A 22,723-nucleotide genomic window follows, 5' to 3' on the forward strand; every position below is an offset into this window, starting at 1 on the left:
GCTAGACTTCCGCGCCAACCCTTAAATACAAATTCCAAAGTCACAAGGCGTCATCATGACCGCAATTGTCGATTTTCTGAACTCTATACTGTGGGGCTATGTCCTCGTCTACGGTCTCTTGGGCGTGGGTGTATTCTTCACCATTCGTCTGGGTTTCCTCCAGTTCGTTAACTTCGGTGAGATGGTGCGCGCCATTCGCGGCTCCCGGGAGAGTGATGTCCATGGCATCTCGCCGTTCCAGGCATTGTGTACCAGCCTGGCGTCCCGGGTTGGTACCGGCAACCTCGCCGGTGTGGCCGTAGCGTTGTATCTGGGCGGTGCCGGCGCGATATTCTGGATGTGGATGGTCGCCCTGGTGGGTATGGCCACCGGGTATGCCGAAAGCACCCTGGCGCAGCTGTACAAAGTACGAGACGGCAAGGGGCAATATCGGGGCGGTCCCGCGGTGTATATTTCCAAAGGCCTGAAGGCGCCCTGGGCAGCGGCCATTTTCGCGGTTTGCCTCATTCTTTCCTTCGGACTGATTTTCAATGCGGTACAGGCCAATTCCATTGCCGATGCCATGCAAGGGGCGTTCGGCGCCCCCAAACTCGGTGTCGGGGTGGTCGTCGCGGCACTCGCCGGGGTTGTGATCTTCGGGGGCCTGCGCAAGATCGTCCGTTTCGCCGAATTCGTCGTGCCGTTCATGGCCGGCGCCTATGTATTGCTGGCACTCGTCATCATGGCGATGAACATCACGGAAGTGCCCGGGGTGCTGGCGATGATCGTGAAAAGCGCGTTCGGACTTGAGGAAGCTGCCGGCGGTGCCGCTGGCTCCATCACCGCAGCGATGCTCAACGGCATCAAGCGCGGTCTGTTCTCCAACGAGGCGGGTATGGGCTCCGCGCCAAACATTGCGGCAACCGCCACACCGGCGCCCCACCACCCGTCTTCCCAGGGGCTGGTCCAGGCCTTCGGGGTATTTGTGGATACCATTGTCATCTGTACGGCCACCGCCGTCATGATACTGCTGGCCGGCGTGCTTGAACCCGGCTCCGGGGTGACTGGCACCCAACTGACCCAACAGGCCATGGAAGTTCACCTGGGCGAGTTTGGCGGCTATTTCATTGCCGTTGCCATCCTGTTCTTCGCCTTTACGTCCATTGTGGCGAACTACACCTACGCTGAAAACGCGCTGATCTACCTCAAAGGGGGCAACACCCTCGGGCTGACCCTGCTGCGCCTGGCTGCCCTGGCCATGGTGGTCTGGGGTGGGTATGAGGCGGTTATCACGGTCTTCAATGCGGCGGATGCGTCCATGGGACTGATGGCCACCATCAACCTGACTGCGATCGTGTTGCTCTCCGGCACGGTCGTAAAACTGACCAAAGACTATCTGGCCCAGCGCAAGAAGGGTGAAGTCCCGCACTTCAAGTCCACGGATTATCCAGAGCTGCACGAAAAAATCGACAGTAATATCTGGCACTGATTGCTCTGCGCCTGCCCACGGTCGTCAGGACGGTGGGCAGGCGGGACACCCCTCTATCCGATCCCTGCCGCCCTCCTTCGCCCTGTATAGGGCACGGTCCGCCAACCCCAGCAGGGCCTCGGCGTCATCGGTGCATTCCGGCCAGCCCGCAACACCCACTGAAAAGGTAATCCCTCCCAGGTCCTGATTCTCATGAATAATGGGGATCTCCCGCATGGCCCGGCACAGGTTTTCTGCTTTTTCCCGGGCATTGGACAGACTCGCACCCGGCATGATGACAACAAACTCCTCACCACCATAGCGGCACACCACGTCACTGCCCCGGAACTGCTGCGACAGTACTTGCGCCACAGTTTTCAGGGCGCTATCACCCGCTTCATGGCCATGGGTGTCGTTAAACTGCTTGAAGTGATCAATATCGACCACCAGCAAGGCCAGGGGCGTATGACTCCTGACCGCCCCGGCAGTCTCATGTGCCAGCAGCTGATTGAAGTAACGGCGGTTTTTCAGGCCAGTCAGCGCGTCTTCGTAGGAATATTTCTTCAGCTCTTCATGCAACCAGATGCCGGACAGGGTAATACCGATCCGCTGCAACCCTTGGTCCAGGGCATGAAACAGCCGTGCCGCGCCGTATTCATTGCCCCGGGGCGCAAAGTTCTCCGGAATCTCAACCTTCAGCAATCCCATAACCAGCGCGCCCTCGCTGGCCGACTGAACCGTTATCCAGAAACACGCGGTGTCCGTCAGCACCCTTTGCTGTTCGTGGGTGTATTCCGGGGGTGCCGCCAGGTATCTGGGAGGCACCTGGGTGGGCGCGGGCAATCCCCCGGAGGTGTCCAGAATCAGTGCAAACTTCGGGAGTTGTCCGGCATAGCCCCAATGGTTGACGCGCTCGTATGCCCTGCCATCATCAATACGCTGGTAAAGTGCGCCCCGCAGCGGGCTGCAGAGATCCGGAAGAACCCGGGCAAGATAACTGAACGCCCGCGCCAGTCCCGGGCAATCCTGAAGTCCCGCGATAATGTCATTGAGCATCCGGCTCTTTTCATTTTCAAAGGTGAGCAGCCGAACTCTTCCCTGCTCCCGGCGTGCCAGCGCCTCGGCTTTTTCCGTGCGTTCAGCGACCTGTTGTTCCAGTGACAGGTTCAGTCGGTACAGCGCCTGCTGGGTGCGGGCGTAATGCCACAGCGAGATCACCACAACCGCCAGTGCGAAAATCAGGGCGCCCCAACTGACGGGAACCCGCCCCCAGGGCAACACACCGTGCGCCACCGCCATATCCACGATCAGAAACACGCAAAAAATAGCGTAGGTCAGCAGGATGATCCGCTGGTCCAGCAGCAAATTTTTGAACCGCTGGATTACGACTGCGGTCATGGTCAGCAGGGACATCAGGAACAGGGCGTCAAACGGCGGAAACGTTGACGACAAATCGATCACGCCAGCCACGGACAGCCCGAGAGCAACCACCACGTAGGCCAGGTGAACTTTCCAGATCAGATTGATGATCCCGGGCCGATAATCGGCCAGCCACTGCTCAAGCAGCAGCGCCATTGCCACCGGCAGCAGGTAATAGGAGCCAGCAGCCAGATAGTCCCAGACCAGCGGGGCATTCCACAGCAACTGGCTGGCCTGACTTTCCGCCAGCAACATGCTTCCCGATGAAAATGCAAACAGCGCCAGACTGCCAGAGCTTTTTCGCTCAGATTGAAGCATCGCGAAAATCAGTGCCAGTAAACCGATCAACGCCGAGAACCCCGCAATCACCAGTGCTTCCAGGGAGTTCCCGAGGATGTAAAGAACCAGATCCGGTCGATCCATGATCGACACTTCACCCCAGAGACCGATATCGGTGTAATTGGAGAAAACCCGGAAATACAGCATCTTGCCCTCAAAATCGCTGGGCAGGCTGATGGCATGCCAGGGCCAGCCGGCAAAGCGTCCGCGCCCCTGGTCATCGAAGGCACCGTACTGATAGATCTTTTCGCCCTCGAAATACACCTGGACAATCAGGTCGACACTGAAAATGTACAGTACGGGTTCCTGCCATTCCCCCTCCGGCAGCATGACCCGGAACCACACATGCTGGCGACCATCGCGATTGGGAGGATTGGACGGAAAACCGATCGCATGCCAGTCGCTATCTTCGGGTTCGCCCAGCGCCCAAACCGGGGTACCGTCACTGGCGGTAGGTGAATCGCCCCAACGGTATTGCCAGCCCTCGGAAAGCATCCGGGGCGCGGCTGTTGCGACACCACACATGATTAAGCAGACAGTCAGAACAACCAGTCTGGCGAGAGAACGTGGAACAGAACGCATCCTGGACATAACCTGATGGGTTGGCCTGCCCTGAGTATAAGACACGTCCGTGTTTCACACTGCATTCTTGCGGCGAATGACAATCTTTTACGGTCTGTTTACACAGGCGGGCCGGAAACCGCCCCGGCCCGCCTGCCATGGAGCCGCCTCAGCGGCCGGATTTCAGTCGTTCCCAGTACCGGGTATACACCTGCATGGCGTCATCTCCTACATCCTCCTGGAACTCGGCGTTGGTCAGGTCTTCGGCGGTGGGATAGCTGGAACGGTCGTTCGCCACCTCATCCGGCAGCAGCTCACGGGCCGCGAGGTTGGGCGTAGCATAGCCAATGTCTTCACTGATCAGTGCGGATATTTCCGGCTGCATGACAAAACTGATGAACTGGTGAGCGGCATCCGCGTTTTCAGCATTTTTCGGGATCACAAAACTGTCGAGCCAGACAATGGTGCCCTCTTCCGGATAGACATATTCCAGTGACGGCATGTCATCCTTGCCCATTACCGCTTCGCCATTCCAGATCATGCCGATGTCGGTCTCGCCTTCCAGGTACGGCATGCGCGGCGCGTCGGAATTGAAGGTACGCACCGCCGGCATCAGTTCCGACAGTTTTTCATAGGCCTGTTCGATTTCATCCGGGTTGGTGCTGTTACCTGAGTATCCCAGCACCCGCAGACCAATATGGAACACTTCGCGCATGTCATTGGTCAGCATGACCCTGCCCTGGTATTCATCGTTCCAGAGATCGGCCCAGGCGGTGACCTTGTCACCATCCAGATCTTCCGAATCGTAGGCCAGGCCGGTAGTACCCCACAGATAGGGAACGCTGTAGGCGTTGTTCTCGTCGAATGCCTGGTTCACCAGTTCCGGGTCCAGGTTATCGAAGCCTTCAATCTTGCTATGGTCGATTTTCTCCAGCAGTCCTTCCTTGCGCATCTTGTTGACGTAATAGGTGGACGGCACCGCAAGGTCATAGTCGCCGCTGCCTTCCAGCAGTTTGAGCCGTGCGTACATCGCTTCGTTGCTGTCGTAGGTGGTGTAAATCACCTGGATACCGGTTTCCTCTTCAAAGCGATCCAGTACTTCCCGAGGCATGTACTCAGACCAGTTGTAGAGGTTCAGAACCCTGGGTTCCTCCTGACTGCCGCACCCGGCCAGGGTTGCAGTCATCAGGCCTGCCAGCACCAGCTTTTTCATCGTTTGCTCCTTGTCAGTATCCATTGGGAAAGCATCAACATGACCAGTGAAAACACCAGCAAAAGGGTGCCCAGCGCGTTCACTTCCGGTTTCAGTCCGACACGCACCATAGAGTAGATGCGCAATGGCAAAATTTCATAACTGGGGCCGCTGACAAACGTGCTGACTACGACATCATCAAGTGACAGGGTGAAACCCAGCAGCCAACCCGCCAGCAGGGCCGGCATGATCACCGGGATCAGTACGGTGCGGGTCATGGTGAAATCACTGGCGCCCAGATCCCGCGCCGCCTCCGGCAGGCTTTCATCGAAGCCGCTGAGGCGGGCCATCACGGTAATCACCACAAACGGCAGGCAGAAGGTCACGTGGGCCAGCAACAGCGAGACAAACCCGAGCTGCAGGCCAACGAGCAGGAACAGCGCCAGCAATGAGATCGCCAGCACGATCTCCGGCGACATCATCACCACAAACAGCATGCCCCTAAGCACCCGCTTGCCACGAAACCGGTACCGGTGAAGCGCCAGGGCGGTCAATGCGCCGATGACAGTGGACACGGTCGCCGCGGCCAGAGCCAGCCACAGGGAATTCCACATGGCCTGGACCATGGCGTGGTTGTCAAACAGCGACCGATACCATTCCAGACTCAGCCCACCCCAGCGATAACCAGTGCGCGAACTGTTAAACGAGAATACCACCAACACCAGGATGGGCAGGTACAGCAGTGCATACACGGTGGTCAGGTAAGCCCTCGGCAGCCAACGCCTCATGGCGCCTGCTCCTGTTCACCAAGCCGGCTGCGGCTGAGCTTGTGGGCATACAGCAGCAACGCCATGGCCACGGTCAGCAGAATGCTGGCGGCAGCGCCAAACGGCCAGTCGCGGGCATCCAGGAACTGGTTCTTGATGACATTCCCCACCAGCAGGTTCCGTGAGCCACCGAGGATATCCGCCACGAAGAACAACCCCATCGCTGGCAACAGTACCAGCATGACGCCCGCCAGCACGCCAGGCAGGGTCAGCGGCACAATGACATGAATGAACGTGGGCAATCTGCCCGCCCCCAGGTCATGGGAAGCCATCAACAGCTCGTGGCGAAGATCCTCAAACACTGAATACAGCGGCAGGATCATGAACGGCAGCAACAGATACACCAACCCCACGATGACCGCTCCCTCGGTGTACAGCAGCCTCAGCGGCTCCTCGATCAGCCCCAGCCCCATCAAGGCGTTGTTGATCAGGCCATTGGTTGCCAACAGCAATTTGAGGGCATAGGTGCGAACCAGGGAGTTGGTCCAGAACGGTACGATCAACAGGAAAATCAGCAGTGTCTGCCGCTGTTTCGCCACCCGCGACAGGGCCCAGGCAAACGGATAACCTATCAGCAGGCATAACGCTGTGGTGACGCCCGCCATATACAGCGAATGGAGAAACACCTCCAGATACAGGGGATCCAGCAGTCGCCGGTAGCTATCGAGATTCAGAGGCAATGACAGGAAGCTGGCGGCGTCCCGGCTCATCACACTGGCGCCGACCACCAGCAGGTTCGGCGTCAGCACCAGTAGCAATAACCAGCCCCACACCAGGACCAGAACAGCGGTTTTGAAGGGTTGCTGTAACACCCTATGCATCGATCAGGCGCTCCACAGCCGTCTCGTTCTGTTCGGCCGGGAGCAGCCATTCCCAGCCATCCACCCAGCTCACCCGGACCGGCTCGCCAAGGCGATAGTCAAAGGTGGGATCGTCCTCATCGAAGAACTCGCTGGCCAGCACTTCGGTGCCGTCGTCCAGGTGAATGACCGAATCCAGCGTACTGCCCTTGTAGTTCCGCTCCATGACCTTGCCGGACAGTCCGTGATCCGCATCGGGCTCCAGCACACGAATGTCTTCCGGACGCAGCAGGACGTGCACACTCTGACCTTCGGCAACCGAGAAATCCGGCTTCCGCAGAGTCCGGTGTACACCAAACACATCCACGGTAATCGCGGTTTCCATGACCTGCTTCAGGCGGCCCGGAAACAGGTTGGTCTCGCCAACAAAGCGAGCGGTAAACAGGTTGGCGGGGCGTTCGTATATTTCACGCGGCGTACCCAACTGCTGTACAACGCCGTCTTTCAGCACCACCACCCGATCGGACATGGAGAGCGCCTCTTCCTGATCGTGGGTCACAAACACGAAGGTTATGCCCAGCTCCCGCTGCAGACGTTTCAGTTCCACCTGCATGGTGCGACGCAACTTGTAGTCCAGCGCGGACAATGGCTCATCAAGCAGCAACAGGCGCGGGCGTTTGACCACGGCACGGGCTATCGCCACTCGCTGCTGTTGCCCGCCGGATAACTGGTGGGGCTTGCGACGGGCGAAATCACCCAGTTGCACCATCGCCAGGACGTCTTCGACCCGCTCGCGGATTTCTTCTTTCGGGCGCTTTTCCATTTTCAGTCCGTAGGCGACGTTGTCGAACACGGTCATATGGGGAAACAGCGCGTAATGCTGGAACACGGTATTGAGGGGGCGGTGTTCCGGAGGAGATTGGCTGATGTCATTCCCGGCCAGGGTAATAGAGCCGCCGTCGGCATGCTCAAATCCGGCCATCAGACGCAGCAGTGTGGTTTTGCCGCAACCGGATGGCCCGAGCAACGTGATGAATTCGCCATCGTAGATATCGAGATCCAGGGCATCGAGTACGGTTTTGTCACCAAATACCTTGCTGACGCCCTTCAGAGATAGCAGTGTCTGTTTCATCGGCCCTGCCCTATTGATGAGCGGCCTATTTTTCCAGAATCCACTGCAAACAAAAAGGGCACGCCGGTTTTTTGTACGCACCCGCCGTGCCTCTTTCGGTTTTCCCTGATCAGTCCGTGGCGATGCTGTTCAGGTAGGCCTTGTCAGAAATGTTGGTCCATTTGCGAACCTTCTGCAGGTAATCGCGCTGGGAGGTGATAATTTCCTTCGCCAGCGGGTCGTTTTCCGCTTCCTGCGCCAACAGCTTGTCAGTGGCCTCGCGCAGCGCTTCGATCACTTCCGGCGGGAACGTCTTGTGGGTGACGTTGGGATAATCTTCCTTCATGCGGTCCCAGGCCTCGCCGCTCATGTGAGTGCTCTGGATGTACATGTCGTAGGCGGCGGTGCGCATGGCGACCCGCAGAATTTCCTGAAGATCTTCTGGCAGGCTGTCCCAGGTTTTCTGATTGATCAGGAATTGCACTTCCGCTCCGGGCTCCTGCCAACCGGAGTAATAGTAGTCGGCGATCTGATGAAAGCCCATGGGCAGATCCAGCGCCGGCCCGACCCATTCGAGGGCGTCGATGGTGCCACGCTCCAGAGCGGTGTAAAGCTCACCCGGCGGAATGTTGGTCACTGCCACGCCGATTTCCGACATCACCTCGCCGGCAAAGCCGGGCGTACGCATCTTCAGACCTTTCAGGTCCTCAAGGGAGTTGATCTCCTTGCGGAACCAGCCCCCCATCTGGTTACCGGTATTGCCACCGGGGAACGACAGCAAGCCATGGGGCTGGTAGACCTTTTCCATCAACTCCATGCCGCCGCCGTAATAGAACCAGGCGTACTGCTCAGCCGCCAGCATGCCGAATGGTACGGTGGTGAAATACATGGCATTGGGGATCGTGCCCTTGTAGTAATAGGACGCGGTATGCCCCATGTCGTACTGCCCCTGACGCACCATGTCGAAGATCCCGAAAGGCGCCTTATGCTTGTTGGACGAGTCAATGCGGAACTTCAAACGGCCCGAGGACATCTTCTCCGCCATCGCTGCCATACTGCGAGGCGTTTCACCAAGAATCGGCGAATTCGGCCCCCAGGTTTCAGCCAGTCGGATGGTGTAGGTTTTTTCGGCCATCAGCGAGGTGCTGACCAGCGACAGCATCAGCGCAAAAGCCGCAAGGAAGGGTTTGCGAATAGTCATTGTTGGCATCGTATTACCTATTATCGGTTGTTATCTGATTATCCCGACAATAGTAGCGTGCCAAATACCGCTTAGCCAATGCAGCAGGCGCTTGCCTCTGCGCCCGCTGCATTGGCCATTTCAGTCACTCCCGTTCCAGTTCCACCAGGCGATAGCGCACCAGTTCCGGATCAGATTCAATCTCTTCCTGCTGATACGGAAAGCGAATCCATTGCTTGCCGGAATAAGCCTCGGTCATATCACTGAACCAGGGCGATGCCGGGTCGGTTGACTGGGAATAGGTCACAAACCCCTCGGCCACCGGCTGCCCGTCTTCATCCCAGGTGACAGCCTGGATGTAGCTGTTGCCGTAGTTCACCTCGTAACGCCCATCACTGATATCGTTTGGCCGAGAAATGGCAATGGTAAAGGCGCCCTCAAACCCTTCCCCACCAAACAGCGGAATCACCGTGTCATGAACGCCGGACACCTGGACATCGCCCATGGCAGCGGTCATTGCCATTGGAGAGTTTTGTATGGCTTTTACGCCGTCCGCGAAGGCCGCCTGAATCAGCGGACTGGCCACGTTCAGCATCGCCGGCGTATTCACCGGATCCGCGGGATCGAAGGGCGTCAGCCATTTATCAGGCGATTCCACGGGAAGCGGGTCCACATTGCGCCAGAACTCGCGCCAGATATGCCCGCCGACAGAACCGAGGTTGTGGGTACCATCCCAGCGCTGCAGAACGGAACACGCTTCGGAAATATCCACCGGCTGACCATCGCTGCCCAACACAACACCAAGCGGGCAGTAGGCGCTCAGAACGTCTTGCCGCGCCAATTGCTCGGACATCAGGGAGCTGTCGAGAACGATGTCCTGTAGATTGGCCAGGTCGAACCCTGTACTGCCCGGGCGCCCATCGGAACCATCCAGACGCTGGACCACCTGCTCCATGCATTTACGGGTACGCAGTGAACGCGGGGTTTCCTCGTCACCAATGATGGCGGCAAAGCCGGTCAGCGGCTCCGCCGGGTTGGTGACCCAATAGCTGTCATTGCAATTATGGACCCAGTCGTTCCGCTGCAGCGACGGCAGGTTCGAGGGGCCGAATACTCCGTCTGCCGGAGCGTCCGCATCCGTGTCCCACTGGCAATCGGCACGGGCGCCGTCCAGCAGAGGCAGGCCCGGGGCCAACAGATCAAATACCGGTGACAACACCGTGGCACACGCCTGCACCTTGCTATCCGGAACATTGGGCACCACCGTCAGATCACCGTAATAGGCGGGTTTTCCCGGCCCTGTCGCGACGGTATTGACCCAGGGCACGCCAAGCACGCTGCCATGCAGTTCCACGAATTCCTCGAAACTGTCGGCCTGGTTCCAGCGGAAAAACTGGTTCAGCAAGCGGTCATTCTCGGCATTGGCGTCCCGCAGGGTGTATGCCTTGCCGTTTGACCAGTTCAGTATTGGCACACCTGCCGCCTCGAAAGTCAGCATGGGTCCATAACGGGAATTGTAAAGCGTGCGGGTGACGTCACTCACCTCACCACTCTCATCCATCGCCTGTACCGTGATCTCGGTGGCATCCATATCCACAAATTCACCTTCATAAAGGTACTGGGTCGGGTCGGCCGGGTTCAGGGTCAGTTCGTAGAAGCTGAAGCGATACGCTGTGGATACCGTATGGCTCCAGGCAAAATGTTCATTGAAACCGATCAGCACCGCCGGAAGGCCATAGAGTGCCGCGCCCATGATCTCGGCCTGATCCCCGACTTTAAGGTGGGCCAGGTAAAGCCGCTCGGTCTTCTCCCATGGAAAATGGGGGTTGCCGAATAATATGGACTCCCCTGTGCGACTGGCCTCGGCTGACAGCCCGTACATATTGCTGCCGATGGGGAGTTCGTCCGCGAAGGGGAATGGCAGGTCTCCGCCATCCTCAATGCCAGCATCGGCCAGCGCATCGAGAATCGCGTCGGCGGACAGCTCTGGCACGTCCGTTTCCGGCGGCTGGGCTGTCGCGACCCCATCCACAAACACGGAGGATGACGCCAATACCGCCAGGCGGAGATAACGGCGGTACATATCATCCTCTTCCATCGCCATCAGCCAGGGTTCGCTGCGGCAAGCTTCGTGCCGTCCGGGGTGCTCTCCATTGCGGAGCTCCCGCAGGTAGCGATTGAACCCGGCAACGTACCCACGGGAAGCCTCGCCAACCTCCGGATCGCTACCGGTTTTCAGGGGCTGTATGGCTTCATCCGTTGCCGTGGCTCGCCAGAAAAAGTCGGCGTTGAGGTTGGTGGTCGTCGCCCCATTGGACGGGATTTGATAGGTTCCATCGGCCCCGAGGAAGCGGGCACGCAACCCGCGAACGGTCAGGGTATCCTCCGCCAGGAGGCAGAGATTGTCCTCAGCCTGAACGTAACCGTAGGCATAACCCATACTGGCGAAGTCATCGGCTTCGATATGGGGAATACCGAAGGCCGTGCGCTTGAGGGTGGCCTTGAAGACTTGCTGATCACCCCCGACGACAGGTGCCGGGGCATTCGAATCGTCATCACCGCCGCTGCTGCTCAGGCAGCCGGAAAGCAGGATTGCTGACAGAGCAATCCCGCCCAGTTTTATTTTATGTACCATTGTCTCATCCGTCGTTGTTATTGTTGGTCACAAAGCTGACGCCCTGTCACCAACTAACGAACAACGGAGAGAAAGGGTTCCCTTTACCCGCGCAGTTTATACCTTGAATTGCCCCACCAACTCCCGCAGGTTCTCGCCCAGGCGCGCCAGTTCATGGCTGGCCTCATTGGTCTGGGTCACGCCGGTATCGCTACGCTGAGCGGCGTCCACGATGCGTACCACGTTCTGATTGATCTCCTCGGCCACCTGGCTTTGCTGTTCGGCTGCCGTTGCAATCTGCGTCACCTGGTCATGGATCTGACCCACGGATTTTTCGATGGTACCCAGGGCACTGGTGGCGTGATTGATACGCTCAACCGTTTCCGTGGAGTGATCACGGGATGCATTCATACGGTCAACGGCCGCCCGCGACTCGCTGACGAAGCCACCGATCATCTCGCGAATCTGGTCGGCCGACTCCGCACTGCGCTTGGCCAGCTGACGAACCTCATCGGCCACCACCGAGAAACCGCGACCGTGCTCACCGGCGCGGGCAGCCTCAATAGCTGCGTTCAGCGCCAGCAGGTTGGTCTGTTCGGTGACGGCATGAATCACATCCAGCACCTGTTGAATATCGTCCGACTTTTCAGCCAGGGAATTGATGCTGCGGGCGGTTTCCTCAATTTCACCAGACAACTTGTTAACTGCGGCCTGAGCATTGGTGATGGTTTCACCACCATCCCGCGCCATGCGATCGGCATCCGAAGCGGCACTTTCCACTTCATTGGCATTGCCTGAAATCTGCTGGATTGTCGCCGCCATCTCATTGATGGCAGAAGCAATCTGGTCGGTCTCGGATCCCTGCTCCTGCACCGATGCGCGGGTTTCATTCGCCACCCGGCTCAGTTCTTCAGCAGCCGACGCCACCTGATCCGTGGTGGACCCCACTTCACGGATGGTGCCCTGGATCTTGATGACGAAGTTATTAAAGCGCCGCCCCAGTTCCGCCAGTTCATCCGTGCCCTCGTCCGGCAGGCGTTGACGCAGATCACCCTCGCCGTCAGCGATTTCCTGCATCATGTCACTGACGACTTTCAGCGGCTTGGTCACGGTACGGCCAACGAACAACCCAATGAACAGGGCTACCAGAACCACGATGACAGTCACCAGCAGAATAAAGCCAAGGGTGGCCTGAATGTTCTCTTCGACATCCTCGCGGGCGGCGTTTACCACGGCGTCAATATCCGTCACGTATACACCGGCGCCAACCAGCCAATCCCATTCAGGGATAATGGTCGAATAGGACACCTTGGATTCCTCATTGCCAGAGGCGGGATTCATCCAGTCGTATCCGTAAAAGCCACCGCTTTCAGCAGCATCAAACAGGTCTCTGATCAGTTTCCTGACAGTCGGGTTATCCGTGGGGCCTTCCTTCGAAGGATCGGGGGCATACGCCAGGTTGTTGACGTCCCGGGTGTAGGCAAATACATAATTGGTCTTATCGAATCGAATCGAACGCAAACGGGCTGCCGCTGCCTCCTTGGCTTCCGACTCTGACAGGTTCGGGTCGTTCTTCGCTTCCATGACCACTGCACGGGCTGCGTCCACCAGATTCCTCAGCCCGGTTTTGCGGGCATCCAGCAGGCTCTCTTCCAGACGCTCGAGCTCCGCCTCACCGTTTGCACTGATCTGACTTGCAGTAATCCAGGCAATGGTAGCGGCCGTAAGCAGAACCGGGACCATTACAGCCAGCAGCAGTCGGGAACGGATTTTCAATCGAGTCATCAGTGTCATAGGCGCATACCCCATTATAATCGGTGCTTGTGGTGCAATTATGCACAGGCCAGCAAACACATCTGTTCCAGTTTGTTAAGGCGGTGTTACCGGAATTCATTGTCGGGGGAGTCCGTGCATACGAACTCGTTTAACGACAGTTGATTACGATAAGAGGTGTATCGGCCATCCTGTTACGGACTTGAACCGAGTGTAGACTAAAGTACCTACCATCGGACGGCACCTATGAAGAATCTGCTCCTCATATGCCATGGGAGGGGATACTGCAGTGACTCAGGGGAGCAGAGATGACTGCGATGGGCGCTCATCCGCCGGAGCACCCTCATCGCACTTTTTACAATCCAATTCAAATCCGACCATCGAGGCCCGCCCTTCTTCGGACACAACCCATGGCCGGTTTACCCAGGGCGGCTCATGGCGCACATGCTGGTTATGACCACAAGCCAGTTGCGCAACCCAATGGTTTTCCTCGTCTTTGTGATAGCCGGTTATGGATTGTTTCATGGCTGGTTCAGGATATCAGAACCTGAATTCAGGCCCGGCGGAAATCACATGGATATCCGACTTGAAATTCTCAATATCGGCAACGTCTTCGCCAATGCTCTGGAGGTAATCATACTCCACCCGCAAGCCGAAGGACTCGGTGATATCCACGGTAGCGCCAACACCGGTACGCAGAGAGAAACCCTGTTCATCGTCACTGGCACTGCCCAGACCAGTCACTGAGGCGCTGATGTCCTGGCGCCAGAACTGGCCGCCGACTTTGGCAAACAGGCGGACCGGACCAAAATTGGGCGTGAACACCAGCAACGAGCCGTCGAACATGTGATAGCCCATATCCAGCCTCGCGCTCATACCCGGCACCGATGCCTCCATCGTGACATCGTCGACAAACCGATAGCCGCCTTCAAAAGCCAGGTACTTATCAATGAATCCGCCGGCATAGACGCGAACGGTGGTTGCCTCATCGTCGCAACCGGAATCAATGTCGTCGCAAAAATCCTTCACTTCTGCCACGCCGCCGGACAGACCGACGTAAACCAAGTCCTCTGCAGAAGCCGCTCCAGCGATACCGGCCATAAAACCGCCGGCTAACACGCAAGACAACGCCCTTGTCTTAAACATCCTATTTTCCTTGTGTTGGTATAAGAGTGCGGATTGAGACAGGGATAGTACATCGGGAAAATTCGCCAGAGGCATAACGCACCCAATGTTTTACATGGTTTGACATTGCCAGCGAGCCAGATAGTCAGAGGCAACACGCCTTGTATTTTTTACCGCTACCACAGGGGCACGGTTCGTTGCGGCCGGGTTTCAGCTGGCCTTCCGTGGTGTCACCGGACACGTAATACCAACGGCCATCTTCCCTTGTGAAATTCGATGTTTCTTCCAGATACCCCCAGCCGTCACCCAAACGATAGACCGCACGGAAATGCACCATTCCGGCATCGCCCCGGGTGGACGTATCGAGAATACGAAGGGAGGCCCAGTCCGGCGACTGTTCCGTATCCAGGGACTGGGGGCGGGTACTCTCGTGCCAGGTTTCCAGCAGGTAGCCGGCAAGCCTGAAAACGAAAGCGCAATACCGCGAGCGCATCAACGTTTCCGGCGTGGGTGCCGGGCTGCCTTGATGAAATGGCTGGCAACAGGCATGGTAGGCTTCGCCGGAACCGCAGGGGCAGTGTTGCTGTTCAACGGAGGATTGGGCTGTCATCCGGATACTCTCATTCCACTATACTGTGATAAAGGCGCACAGTTTATCAGTTCCAACCGTTTCCCGGCTGTGCTATCACGATCCCTTACCCTCAATCGGTGACTTGTTTTGGACGAAGTAGCCCTGGTTCATATTCTGCTTGCCAACCTGACGTTACTTGCGGGTGCTTGCCTCCAGGGCGTTGCCGGCTATGGCATAGGCACCTTTTCGGCACCACTGCTGTTCCTGATCAGCCCTCTGTTCGTACCCGCGCCGCTGGTGTTGAATGCGGTTCTCCTGACGATCTTCATGCTGTTCCGGTACCGGGGAGCCCTGCAACTCCGCGAAGTACGTTTCGCGATTGGCGGAGGGGCACTGGGCACCATTTTCGCCGGTCTGACACTGTTGATCCTGTCACCCCAGGGGTTCGAACTGATATTCGGGGTGCTGATCCTGACCGGCGTGATGCTGAGCATTGGCGGCTTACGCCCGCGACTGAACGCCCGCAACAGCGTACTTGCCGGCGCTGCGTCTACCTATATGGGCACGATTACCGCGGTGGGCGGCCCTCCCATTGCCCTTATATACCAGAATGAAAAAGGGCCGCTGGTCCGTGCAAACATGTCCGCATTCTTTCTGGTCGCCAGTTTTTTCAGCGTAACGGCGCTGTTTGCGTCGGGGTATCTGGGCACCCGGGAGCTCACCCTGTTCGCCCTCACGTTTCCTGGTGTTCTTGGCGGCTTTTGGCTTTCGGGTAAACTGGTTCACCGCCTGCCGGTTGAGGGGCTTCGGCCAATCATCCTGGGCATCGCCGCCGTAGCGGGTACGGCGGCTCTGGCGCGTGGATTACTGTCGCTTTAGGGGAGCCCTGTCCTCACTCCGCCCAGAGCCGTGCCCGGAATCGGCTTCGCCGCCACAGCACAGCCAGCCATAGGGCGTGGAGATTGATCAGCAGCGCCAGCACCCATTCAAAGGCATTGTCCCTCTGGTCATGAAATTCCGGCACCACGCCATCGAGAATGACCGACAGGATGCCCACTGCGAGAGTGAGCTGGCACAGCTTCAGGAGCCGTGAGCCGGTTTCGTTCCAGGTCGGATGATGTCGCAGGGCGCCACTGATCAAAAGCTGGGCAATGAACGTGAGCGAGAAATACAGAACCACGCCGGTGCGCCGAACCAGGTTGAAGCCGTCACCGGCGTGACCGAGCGCCAGGGTATACGCGATCAAAGACAGGCAGGCGATAAGCCCAAGCCCGGGAATCCAGGCTACGCCCGAGGTGTGAATTCCCAGCTGGCGCAACCAGCGGCCATTCAGCCACCAGAACAGAATTCCAAGCAACCCGGCTGGCAACATCGCACCCTTGAAGATGAAATAGGCCATGCCGTTCCGCCCGGTACGGCTGATGCTGGTGCAGCTGTCCCAGTAGGGGATACACGCGGAAACATGGCCTTCCAGCACCGAGACCACAAAGGTGGTGTGAATGGTCAGAAACGGAATAAGGCCAGCGGCAAGCGCCAGCCACCATAGTGATATACTCCTATGATCGGCCACGGCAACAACCCCTTTATCGGGAATCCTCAGACAATGAGGTTAGCACTTCGCCGATTTGACGGCTCGCCGCTCAAATGAACATTATCTGATCGGTTTTTGCAAGTGGACGTATTAAATGCCTTCAATGCCGCTTAACTGCTAGATTAGACAGACGCCCATTCATCATCCGACGCTGATTCCATTATAAAATGTCTCGAACGTGCCTGTTGTTTATCACTCTTCTTGCCAGCAGTTTTGGGTTCTCAGCCCCGTCCACCCCTCACAATGTCGCGTTCTACTATGGTGACGAAGCTCCCATAGGCAGCCTCTATGCCTATGACTGGGTGGTACTGCAGCAGGACCGGACATCCGATGCCCGTCTCGACCTGCTGGACAAGGGGGGAACCCGTCCACTGACGTATATCAGCATCGGCGAAATGGCGCGTTCACATCGGTATTACCGTCAGTTGAAGGATCACTGGAAACTGGGCAAAAACACCGCCTGGCAAAGCTCGGTACTGGATATCAACAACCCGGCAGTTCAGCAGTTCATTCTGGATAAGCTGGTTGCTCCCGCCATGGAGCGAGGGTTTCAGGGTGTATTCATGGACACACTGGACAGCCATCTTCTGACCGATCAGGGGAAGGAGGATCCTGCCAGTTTCGCCGAAAGTCAGGCTCGTCTGATCAGGGCAATCAAACAACGCTATCCATCCGCCAGACTGATCGTGAATCGCGGGTTTCACCTTCCTGAAAGCGTTCACCCGCTGATCGATGCCCTGGCGTTCGAGTCCTGGCGGAATGGCTACGATGCTTCCCGTGATCAGTACACAATCGTGTCGGACAACGACAGGGAATGGCTGGGGGGACAGTTAACGCATTGGCGCGAGGAACATCCGGCTGTCCCGCTCATTGCCATCGACTACGCCGGGCGTGGCGACAACGCCGATGACCAGGCAAGGCGCCTCCGGGAAGAAGGATTCATTCCCTACATCAGCAACGGAGCACTCAATCGGCTGGGCCCCACGCAGCCGGCAACCGTAAAGCGGCACGTGCTGGTCATCCATGATCTACCGACTGAACGCATGGACCAGAGCGCCGCCCACCGTCGTCTGGGTATTATCCTGGAGCGCCTGGGGCTGGTACCGGTCTACCGATCCGCACAGGAGCCACACCCCCAGGAGCCCCTGGAAGACCGTTATGCCGGAGTGGTCATCTGGTGGGAAACAGGCAACCGTAGCAGCGACCTTTGCCAATGGCTGGGTGGTCGGCAATCGCCAACCATGCCGGTCATCACCTTTGGCCAGGCTCCCGTGGAGACCGCCTGCAGGACCCTGTTAAAAACTACGCGCCTGGCGGTTCCCGAGGCGCCGCTGTCCTTCAACTCACTCCACCCCTCAGTTGGGCAATACGAAGGCGGTCGGTTGCCGACCGCACCCACATCTCCATTACCAGCCATGCAATCCAGCAATACCTGGATAACGGCAACCAGCCACGACGGCAGAAAATTTCACCCGGTCTACACCTTTGACAGCGGTGGCGCGGCACTGGACCCGTTTGTACTAGAGCATGGCCCCGACGATCAGGCGTTCTGGCTATTCAACCCCTTTGAGTTCCTGCGCGAGGCCCTCCGGCTGGGCACATTCCCGGCCATCGACAGCACCACCGAAAGCGGTCGGCGAATCCTCACCGCACACATTGATGGCGACGGCCTGATATCCCGTGCCGAATTCCCCGGCAGTCCGCTCAGCGCGGAAGTGATCCGGAAACAGATTCTCAAACAGTTCCCTCTGCCCCATACCGTCTCCGTCATTGAGGCAGAAACATCGCCCAGAGGGCTCTACCCGGACGTTAGTGGGGAAGCAGAAGCACTGGCCCGGCAGATGTTTGAGATGGACAATGTCGAGGTGGCGTCCCACACCTACAGTCATCCTTTTTTCTGGCAGATTCTGGAGGGAGGCCCCGCCCCGGACCTTGAATTTACCCAGTATGGCTATTCGATGAACGTTCCTGACTACAACGCCAACCTGGACCGCGAAATCGACGGCTCGGTCAGCTACATCAACGACCGGCTGACACCGCCAGACAAACCCGTCTCGGTATTTCTGTGGACGGGAGATGCCAGACCGGGAAAACGCGCTCTGGCCAAAGTCCGCGAGCTGGGACTGATTAACATTAATGGGGGCGATACACACCCGATGCCCTATGATTCCGAGCTCGCGGGCGTGTGGCCAGACGCCAGACCCGTGGGTGACGAATTACAGGTCTATGCCCCGGTAATGAACGAAAACGTGTACACCAACCTCTGGACCGGACCTTTTTACGGCTTTCGCAACGTGATTGACTCGTTTGAAATACTTGAAGCGAAGGGGCGATTAAAGCCGGTTGGTATCTACTACCACTTTTATTCCGGCACCCGGTCCGAATCCCTGAACGCGCTAAAGGAAGTGTACCAGTACGCCCGCAGTCAGTCGGTCACTCCCCTGTTTCTGAGCGACTACGCCAAACGGGTGCAGTCTCAGTACTACTCAGCCATGACCGTTACCGGCGACGGCGGCTACCAGTGGCGCGGCATCGGCTCGCCATCAACGGTGAGAATCTCGCGGGATCGGTTCCCTGACCTGGCCCGTAGTGAGGGGGTGGCTGGCTATAACGATGTGGCGGAGCAACGCTTTGTCCATCTTGTAGGGGCAGAGCCAATGCTCCACCTTTCGCCGGCGCCGACCAAAGGACCGTACGTTGAGAGCGCCAACGCCGTGATCACCGAGTGGCAACGCAATCAGGCTTCCGGCAAGTGGTTGCTGAAGATTGCCCTGCAAGGCCACCAACCGGTCAGCCTCAGGCTGGCCGGCGCCGACCACTGCAAGATCACAAATAAAGCCCCAGTTCAGCAGTCCCGCGACGCGAACGCCAAGCGTCTGGTTTTCTCCAGCGCGGCTAACGACAGGATCCGCCTGGAACTGGAGTGCAGCTGATCCATGGCACGTAGAAAACCCTCATTTTTCAGCCTGCCAGCGCTACTCCTCATGGGATTTCTATTTGCCCTGGTGCTGTATGTGTTGTTTCCCCGGCAGTCTGTTTTTGAGGACATGCAGCATCTTTCAGACCCCGACGCGGTCTCTATCGCCTATTTTGAGACATTGTTGAAGTCTGACCCTGACAACGTTCCCCTGCGCATCAATCTTGGCCGCATGCAACGTCAGGTGGGCCGGCTAGACAAAGCCCGGACAACGCTGGCCCCGCTACTGGAAAAGCAGCGAATTCCATCAAGAGCCCTGGAAAGCTACCTTGAGTTGCTGGTCAGTCAATATCAGGCGACACCGGAAGGCGATCGTCGCGAACTGGTCAGGCGGGAACTGTCGTCGACCATCGACCGGCTCTTGGCACAATCCTACTCCGCCGAACACAAACAGAACCTTGCCCTGCCCGTATTTCCGCTACTGTCGCCCGCGCGACAGCTGTCGATCCAGACTGAACTGTTCTCGCAATCCGACGGTCGGATGCACCTGTCCCTTGGCAAGAATCTGGCCCGCGAGTATGAGGCTCTTGGGCGACATGCAGAGGCCATCAGCACCCTTGAATCCGTGTCTGAGCTTGTGCCGCAAGAAGAGAAAACAGGATTCACATCCAACCTGATCCGCCTCGAACTGGCTGCGGGTCGCCCGGAACAGGCACTGGCCAGGTTCCGCGCGAATCAGTCGGAGACATTGGACGCAGACCAGTTGCGCCAGGGGATCCGACTGGCGGAACTTGCGGATGCCACAGAACTGAAACAACGATGGCTTGGCCAACTGGCCAGCCTGGAGCCGAGAAACCTCGACGTGCAGCGAAAGCTCATCACCTCACAACTGGCCAGGGGGGATACCAAAAGTGCGCTGACGACCCTGAGACGCATCGAGCAACAGCCGGAAGCCATGACCCGGGAAGACCGGCGCCGCGCTGCCCGGATTCTCGAGTGGAACGGCTATCCGGAGCAAGCGCTCTCCTACTGGCGACGCCTGTACCGGGAGTCCGGATCAGAGACGGCATTCGAACGCGCCACCGCGTTGGCTCGCGAACTTTTCCGCTGGGAAGCGCTGACAGCCCTCCTCAGCCAGGCGGCGGCCAATAATACGATTGACGCCCGTGGCTTCGAACTGCTTGCCGACAGCCTAGTGCGCAATGGCCGGCTGGATGAAGCAGACGCCAGACTGGACGAGGGGATGAAGCGCTTCCCGAACAATGAGTCGCTGCGCGAACGAAAGATTACCCTGCTGATCAACCGTCGACGCTTTCCGGAAGCTATCCGGTTTCTGCAAGCTCAACCGTCCCTTACCGATGCCGAACGTATACGGCTGGCCAGGCTTTATTGGCGGATCCGTGACCCCGAGTCAGCTTTGGCGGCACTGGACTTCCAGCCCTCAGACCCGAAGCTGGCAGCGGAAGCCTCGGCGATACGACTGGAGCTTGGCGCGATGCTTGGTCAGGAAGATATTCTGCAAACAGAGTACGAAAGGCTGTCCGCCCTGCCTTTTGACGAGCTGGATGCCAGCATGCAGGAGCAAATGATCAACCTGGCCGTCAGGTTCAACGATTACACCAAAGCGACCACACTGGCCGAAATCCGTTTTGAGGACACCGGTGATCCAAGGTATCTGGCGGCAACGGCTGAATACCAGCTTTCGATGAACAACTGGGACCAGCTGGAAAGCACCCTGGAACGCTGGCGACAGCAATTCCCGGAAGCGCTGACCAACGCCCGGTTCTGGACACTCACGGCCCTGCTCCGCCAGCAACAGAACCGGAACGATGCGGCTCAAAAGGCCTTCAGGGAGGCGGTCCGTCTGGCCCCGTACAACACGGAGGTGCTGATCAGCTGGAGCTGGTTCCTCATGGGGCATCCGGAACGCTTGCCTGGCCCACTGCCCGAGCTGCTCAAGCGGCTCTCGAACAATCCCCCCGCCGAAGCCTACTCAGCACTGGCCTACGGCTATCAGGCGCTGGGAGACTCAGAGCGAGCCCTGGCCTGGGCACGCCGGGGGCGATCGGTGCAACAGAACAATCCCGACTGGCTACTGGCCATGGCGCCCCTGGTAGAGCAAAACGATGCCAGGGCCGAAGGCGCGGCCTACCGCCGACAATCCATCGCGCTCGGCGGAACAAGCACGCAACAGAGCAAACAGAACCTACTCTATCCATCAGACAATCAGACCGGCGCAGTGAATGAGCCGCTTTACCGTTTTGACAACCGCGCCCTGCAAACCGGCCTGTCGATCATGGATCTCGGCGAATTTGGGGTACGTTCCACCAGCGTAAGCGGCGAATTCAGCCATGACCATTGGCGCTGGTATTTCAACGCATCGGATCGGCGGGCCGACGCCCGGGGACGATTGCGGGAACGCCCCGAACTCGAACGCGACTATCGGATCAGGCTGCAAAACAATAGCCGCAATACACTGCTGACGCTGGAACTGGGACAGCTGTCGCGGTTTGGGGGAACGGATACGGCCCTGGGCGCAGAGATAGACAGTCGACCAGCGGACCGGATCAGCCTGAACGGTGGTATTGCACTGAAGGAGCGAACGCCTGACAGCGCCGAAGCCTGGTGGCTGACCGCCCGGGACCGGGTCTATGCATCAGCGCGGTATACGCCCGTCTCAAGGCTGGAGCTAGCCGCCGGGCTCGAGGGCATGTCCATTAATGACAGCTCCGGAGACTCCCTGGCAACAGGCTATGGCCTGGATGCCACGGGCACCTACACCCTGTTCAGAGAGGATCCGGGATGGGCAATCACCGCCAGCTACCGCCGCCAGCAACTCGATCTGGCGGATCAGTTGGGCCCGAAGACCTCAGCGGCCCTGTCGCAACCCCTGCAGCCCGGAGACCTGGTAGCGGAAACCTACGAGCGGGTTGGCATCCGGTCACGCTGGTTTCACGGCGAACCCCATGCGCTCTATCGCACCACGCCTGAGCCACACTTTTTTGTGGGATTGGGCGCAGGTTATGTACTATCCACTTCAAGTCCGGATTTCGGAGTGGACCTGGGGCTTGGCTGGCGCGTCATCGGTGATGATTCGCTGTCGTTGTCAGCTGGCTACACCTCGGACGGCCTGGATGGCAGCTCCAGAACCAACCTGAACCTTACATACACTCTGTTTTTCGGTCGTTAAAGGAGACCCGTATGACGCTTCGTTCCATTGGATTGTGCTTAAGCTTAATATGGCTGGCCGGCTGCT

Annotated in this window: 16 protein-coding genes; 4 read left to right on the plus strand and 12 right to left on the minus strand. The window is 58.2% G+C overall.

Annotated elements, in window-relative coordinates; genetic code table 11:
- Positions 1–55: 55 nt before the first annotated feature.
- Positions 56–1,468, plus strand: a complete 1,413-nt coding sequence (locus ACQUWM_RS13900; protein WP_407001486.1) for an alanine/glycine:cation symporter family protein — start codon at positions 56–58, stop codon at positions 1,466–1,468.
- 24 nt (positions 1,469–1,492) lie between these two features.
- Here the strand turns inward: ACQUWM_RS13900 and ACQUWM_RS13905 are convergent, their stop codons facing one another.
- From ACQUWM_RS13905 to ACQUWM_RS13955, 11 genes are all read right to left on the minus strand, one after another.
- Positions 1,493–3,730: a diguanylate cyclase gene (locus ACQUWM_RS13905; protein WP_428922563.1), complete on the minus strand. Its 2,238-nt coding sequence runs from the start codon at positions 3,728–3,730 to the stop codon at positions 1,493–1,495.
- Between the two features lie 205 nt (positions 3,731–3,935).
- On the minus strand, positions 3,936–4,979 hold the full coding sequence (locus tag ACQUWM_RS13910) for an extracellular solute-binding protein (protein ID WP_428922564.1): 1,044 nt from the start codon (positions 4,977–4,979) through the stop codon (positions 3,936–3,938).
- Positions 4,976–5,746: a spermidine/putrescine ABC transporter permease PotC gene (potC, locus tag ACQUWM_RS13915; RefSeq protein WP_406985687.1), complete on the minus strand. Its 771-nt coding sequence runs from the start codon at positions 5,744–5,746 to the stop codon at positions 4,976–4,978. The genes ACQUWM_RS13910 and potC overlap by 4 nt, the downstream gene beginning before the upstream one ends.
- A complete protein-coding gene (gene potB / locus ACQUWM_RS13920; protein WP_428922565.1) occupies positions 5,743–6,606 on the minus strand; it encodes a spermidine/putrescine ABC transporter permease PotB in 864 nt (287 codons plus the stop codon). The genes potC and potB overlap by 4 nt, the downstream gene beginning before the upstream one ends.
- Entirely contained in the window at positions 6,599–7,717 is a 1,119-nt protein-coding gene (gene potA / locus ACQUWM_RS13925; RefSeq protein ID WP_428922566.1) for a spermidine/putrescine ABC transporter ATP-binding protein PotA, read from the minus strand. Before potA ends, potB begins: the two co-directional genes overlap by 8 nt.
- A gap of 109 nt (positions 7,718–7,826) precedes the next feature.
- The gene (locus ACQUWM_RS13930; RefSeq protein ID WP_428922629.1) at positions 7,827–8,897 is read right to left on the minus strand and encodes a TRAP transporter substrate-binding protein; all 1,071 of its coding nucleotides are present in this window, start codon (positions 8,895–8,897) and stop codon (positions 7,827–7,829) included.
- A gap of 124 nt (positions 8,898–9,021) precedes the next feature.
- A complete protein-coding gene (locus ACQUWM_RS13935; RefSeq protein WP_428922567.1) occupies positions 9,022–11,511 on the minus strand; it encodes a penicillin acylase family protein in 2,490 nt (829 codons plus the stop codon).
- 96 nt (positions 11,512–11,607) lie between these two features.
- Positions 11,608–13,284 carry a methyl-accepting chemotaxis protein gene (locus ACQUWM_RS13940; protein WP_407001492.1) on the minus strand — a complete coding sequence of 559 codons (1,677 nt, stop codon included), beginning with the start codon at positions 13,282–13,284 and terminating at the stop codon, positions 11,608–11,610.
- A gap of 273 nt (positions 13,285–13,557) precedes the next feature.
- On the minus strand, positions 13,558–13,788 hold the full coding sequence (locus ACQUWM_RS13945) for a DUF3565 domain-containing protein (protein ID WP_407001493.1): 231 nt from the start codon (positions 13,786–13,788) through the stop codon (positions 13,558–13,560).
- A gap of 15 nt (positions 13,789–13,803) precedes the next feature.
- A complete protein-coding gene (locus ACQUWM_RS13950) occupies positions 13,804–14,409 on the minus strand; it encodes an outer membrane beta-barrel protein (protein ID WP_428922568.1) in 606 nt (201 codons plus the stop codon).
- Positions 14,410–14,533: 124 nt separating this feature from the next.
- Entirely contained in the window at positions 14,534–14,998 is a 465-nt protein-coding gene (locus ACQUWM_RS13955; RefSeq protein ID WP_428922569.1) for a YchJ family protein, read from the minus strand.
- Positions 14,999–15,106: 108 nt separating this feature from the next.
- Here ACQUWM_RS13955 and ACQUWM_RS13960 point away from each other — a divergent pair, with 108 nt between their 5' ends.
- The gene (locus tag ACQUWM_RS13960) at positions 15,107–15,838 is read left to right on the plus strand and encodes a sulfite exporter TauE/SafE family protein (protein WP_407001496.1); all 732 of its coding nucleotides are present in this window, start codon (positions 15,107–15,109) and stop codon (positions 15,836–15,838) included.
- A 13-nt stretch (positions 15,839–15,851) separates the two neighbouring features.
- On the opposite strand, the gene ACQUWM_RS13965 is transcribed toward ACQUWM_RS13960, so the two are convergent.
- On the minus strand, positions 15,852–16,529 hold the full coding sequence (locus ACQUWM_RS13965; RefSeq protein WP_428922570.1) for a hypothetical protein: 678 nt from the start codon (positions 16,527–16,529) through the stop codon (positions 15,852–15,854).
- A 188-nt stretch (positions 16,530–16,717) separates the two neighbouring features.
- On the opposite strand from ACQUWM_RS13965, the gene ACQUWM_RS13970 reads away from it, so the two are divergent.
- Positions 16,718–19,483, plus strand: coding sequence for an endo alpha-1,4 polygalactosaminidase (locus ACQUWM_RS13970; protein ID WP_428922571.1), 2,766 nt, complete (start codon positions 16,718–16,720; stop codon positions 19,481–19,483).
- Positions 19,484–19,486: 3 nt separating this feature from the next.
- Positions 19,487–22,657, plus strand: a complete 3,171-nt coding sequence (locus ACQUWM_RS13975; protein WP_428922572.1) for a tetratricopeptide repeat protein — start codon at positions 19,487–19,489, stop codon at positions 22,655–22,657.
- The last annotated feature ends 66 nt before the right edge of the window (positions 22,658–22,723 follow it).

This window comes from Marinobacter sp. DUT-3, assembly GCF_050379435.1.
Lineage (GTDB): Bacteria > Pseudomonadota > Gammaproteobacteria > Pseudomonadales > Oleiphilaceae > Marinobacter.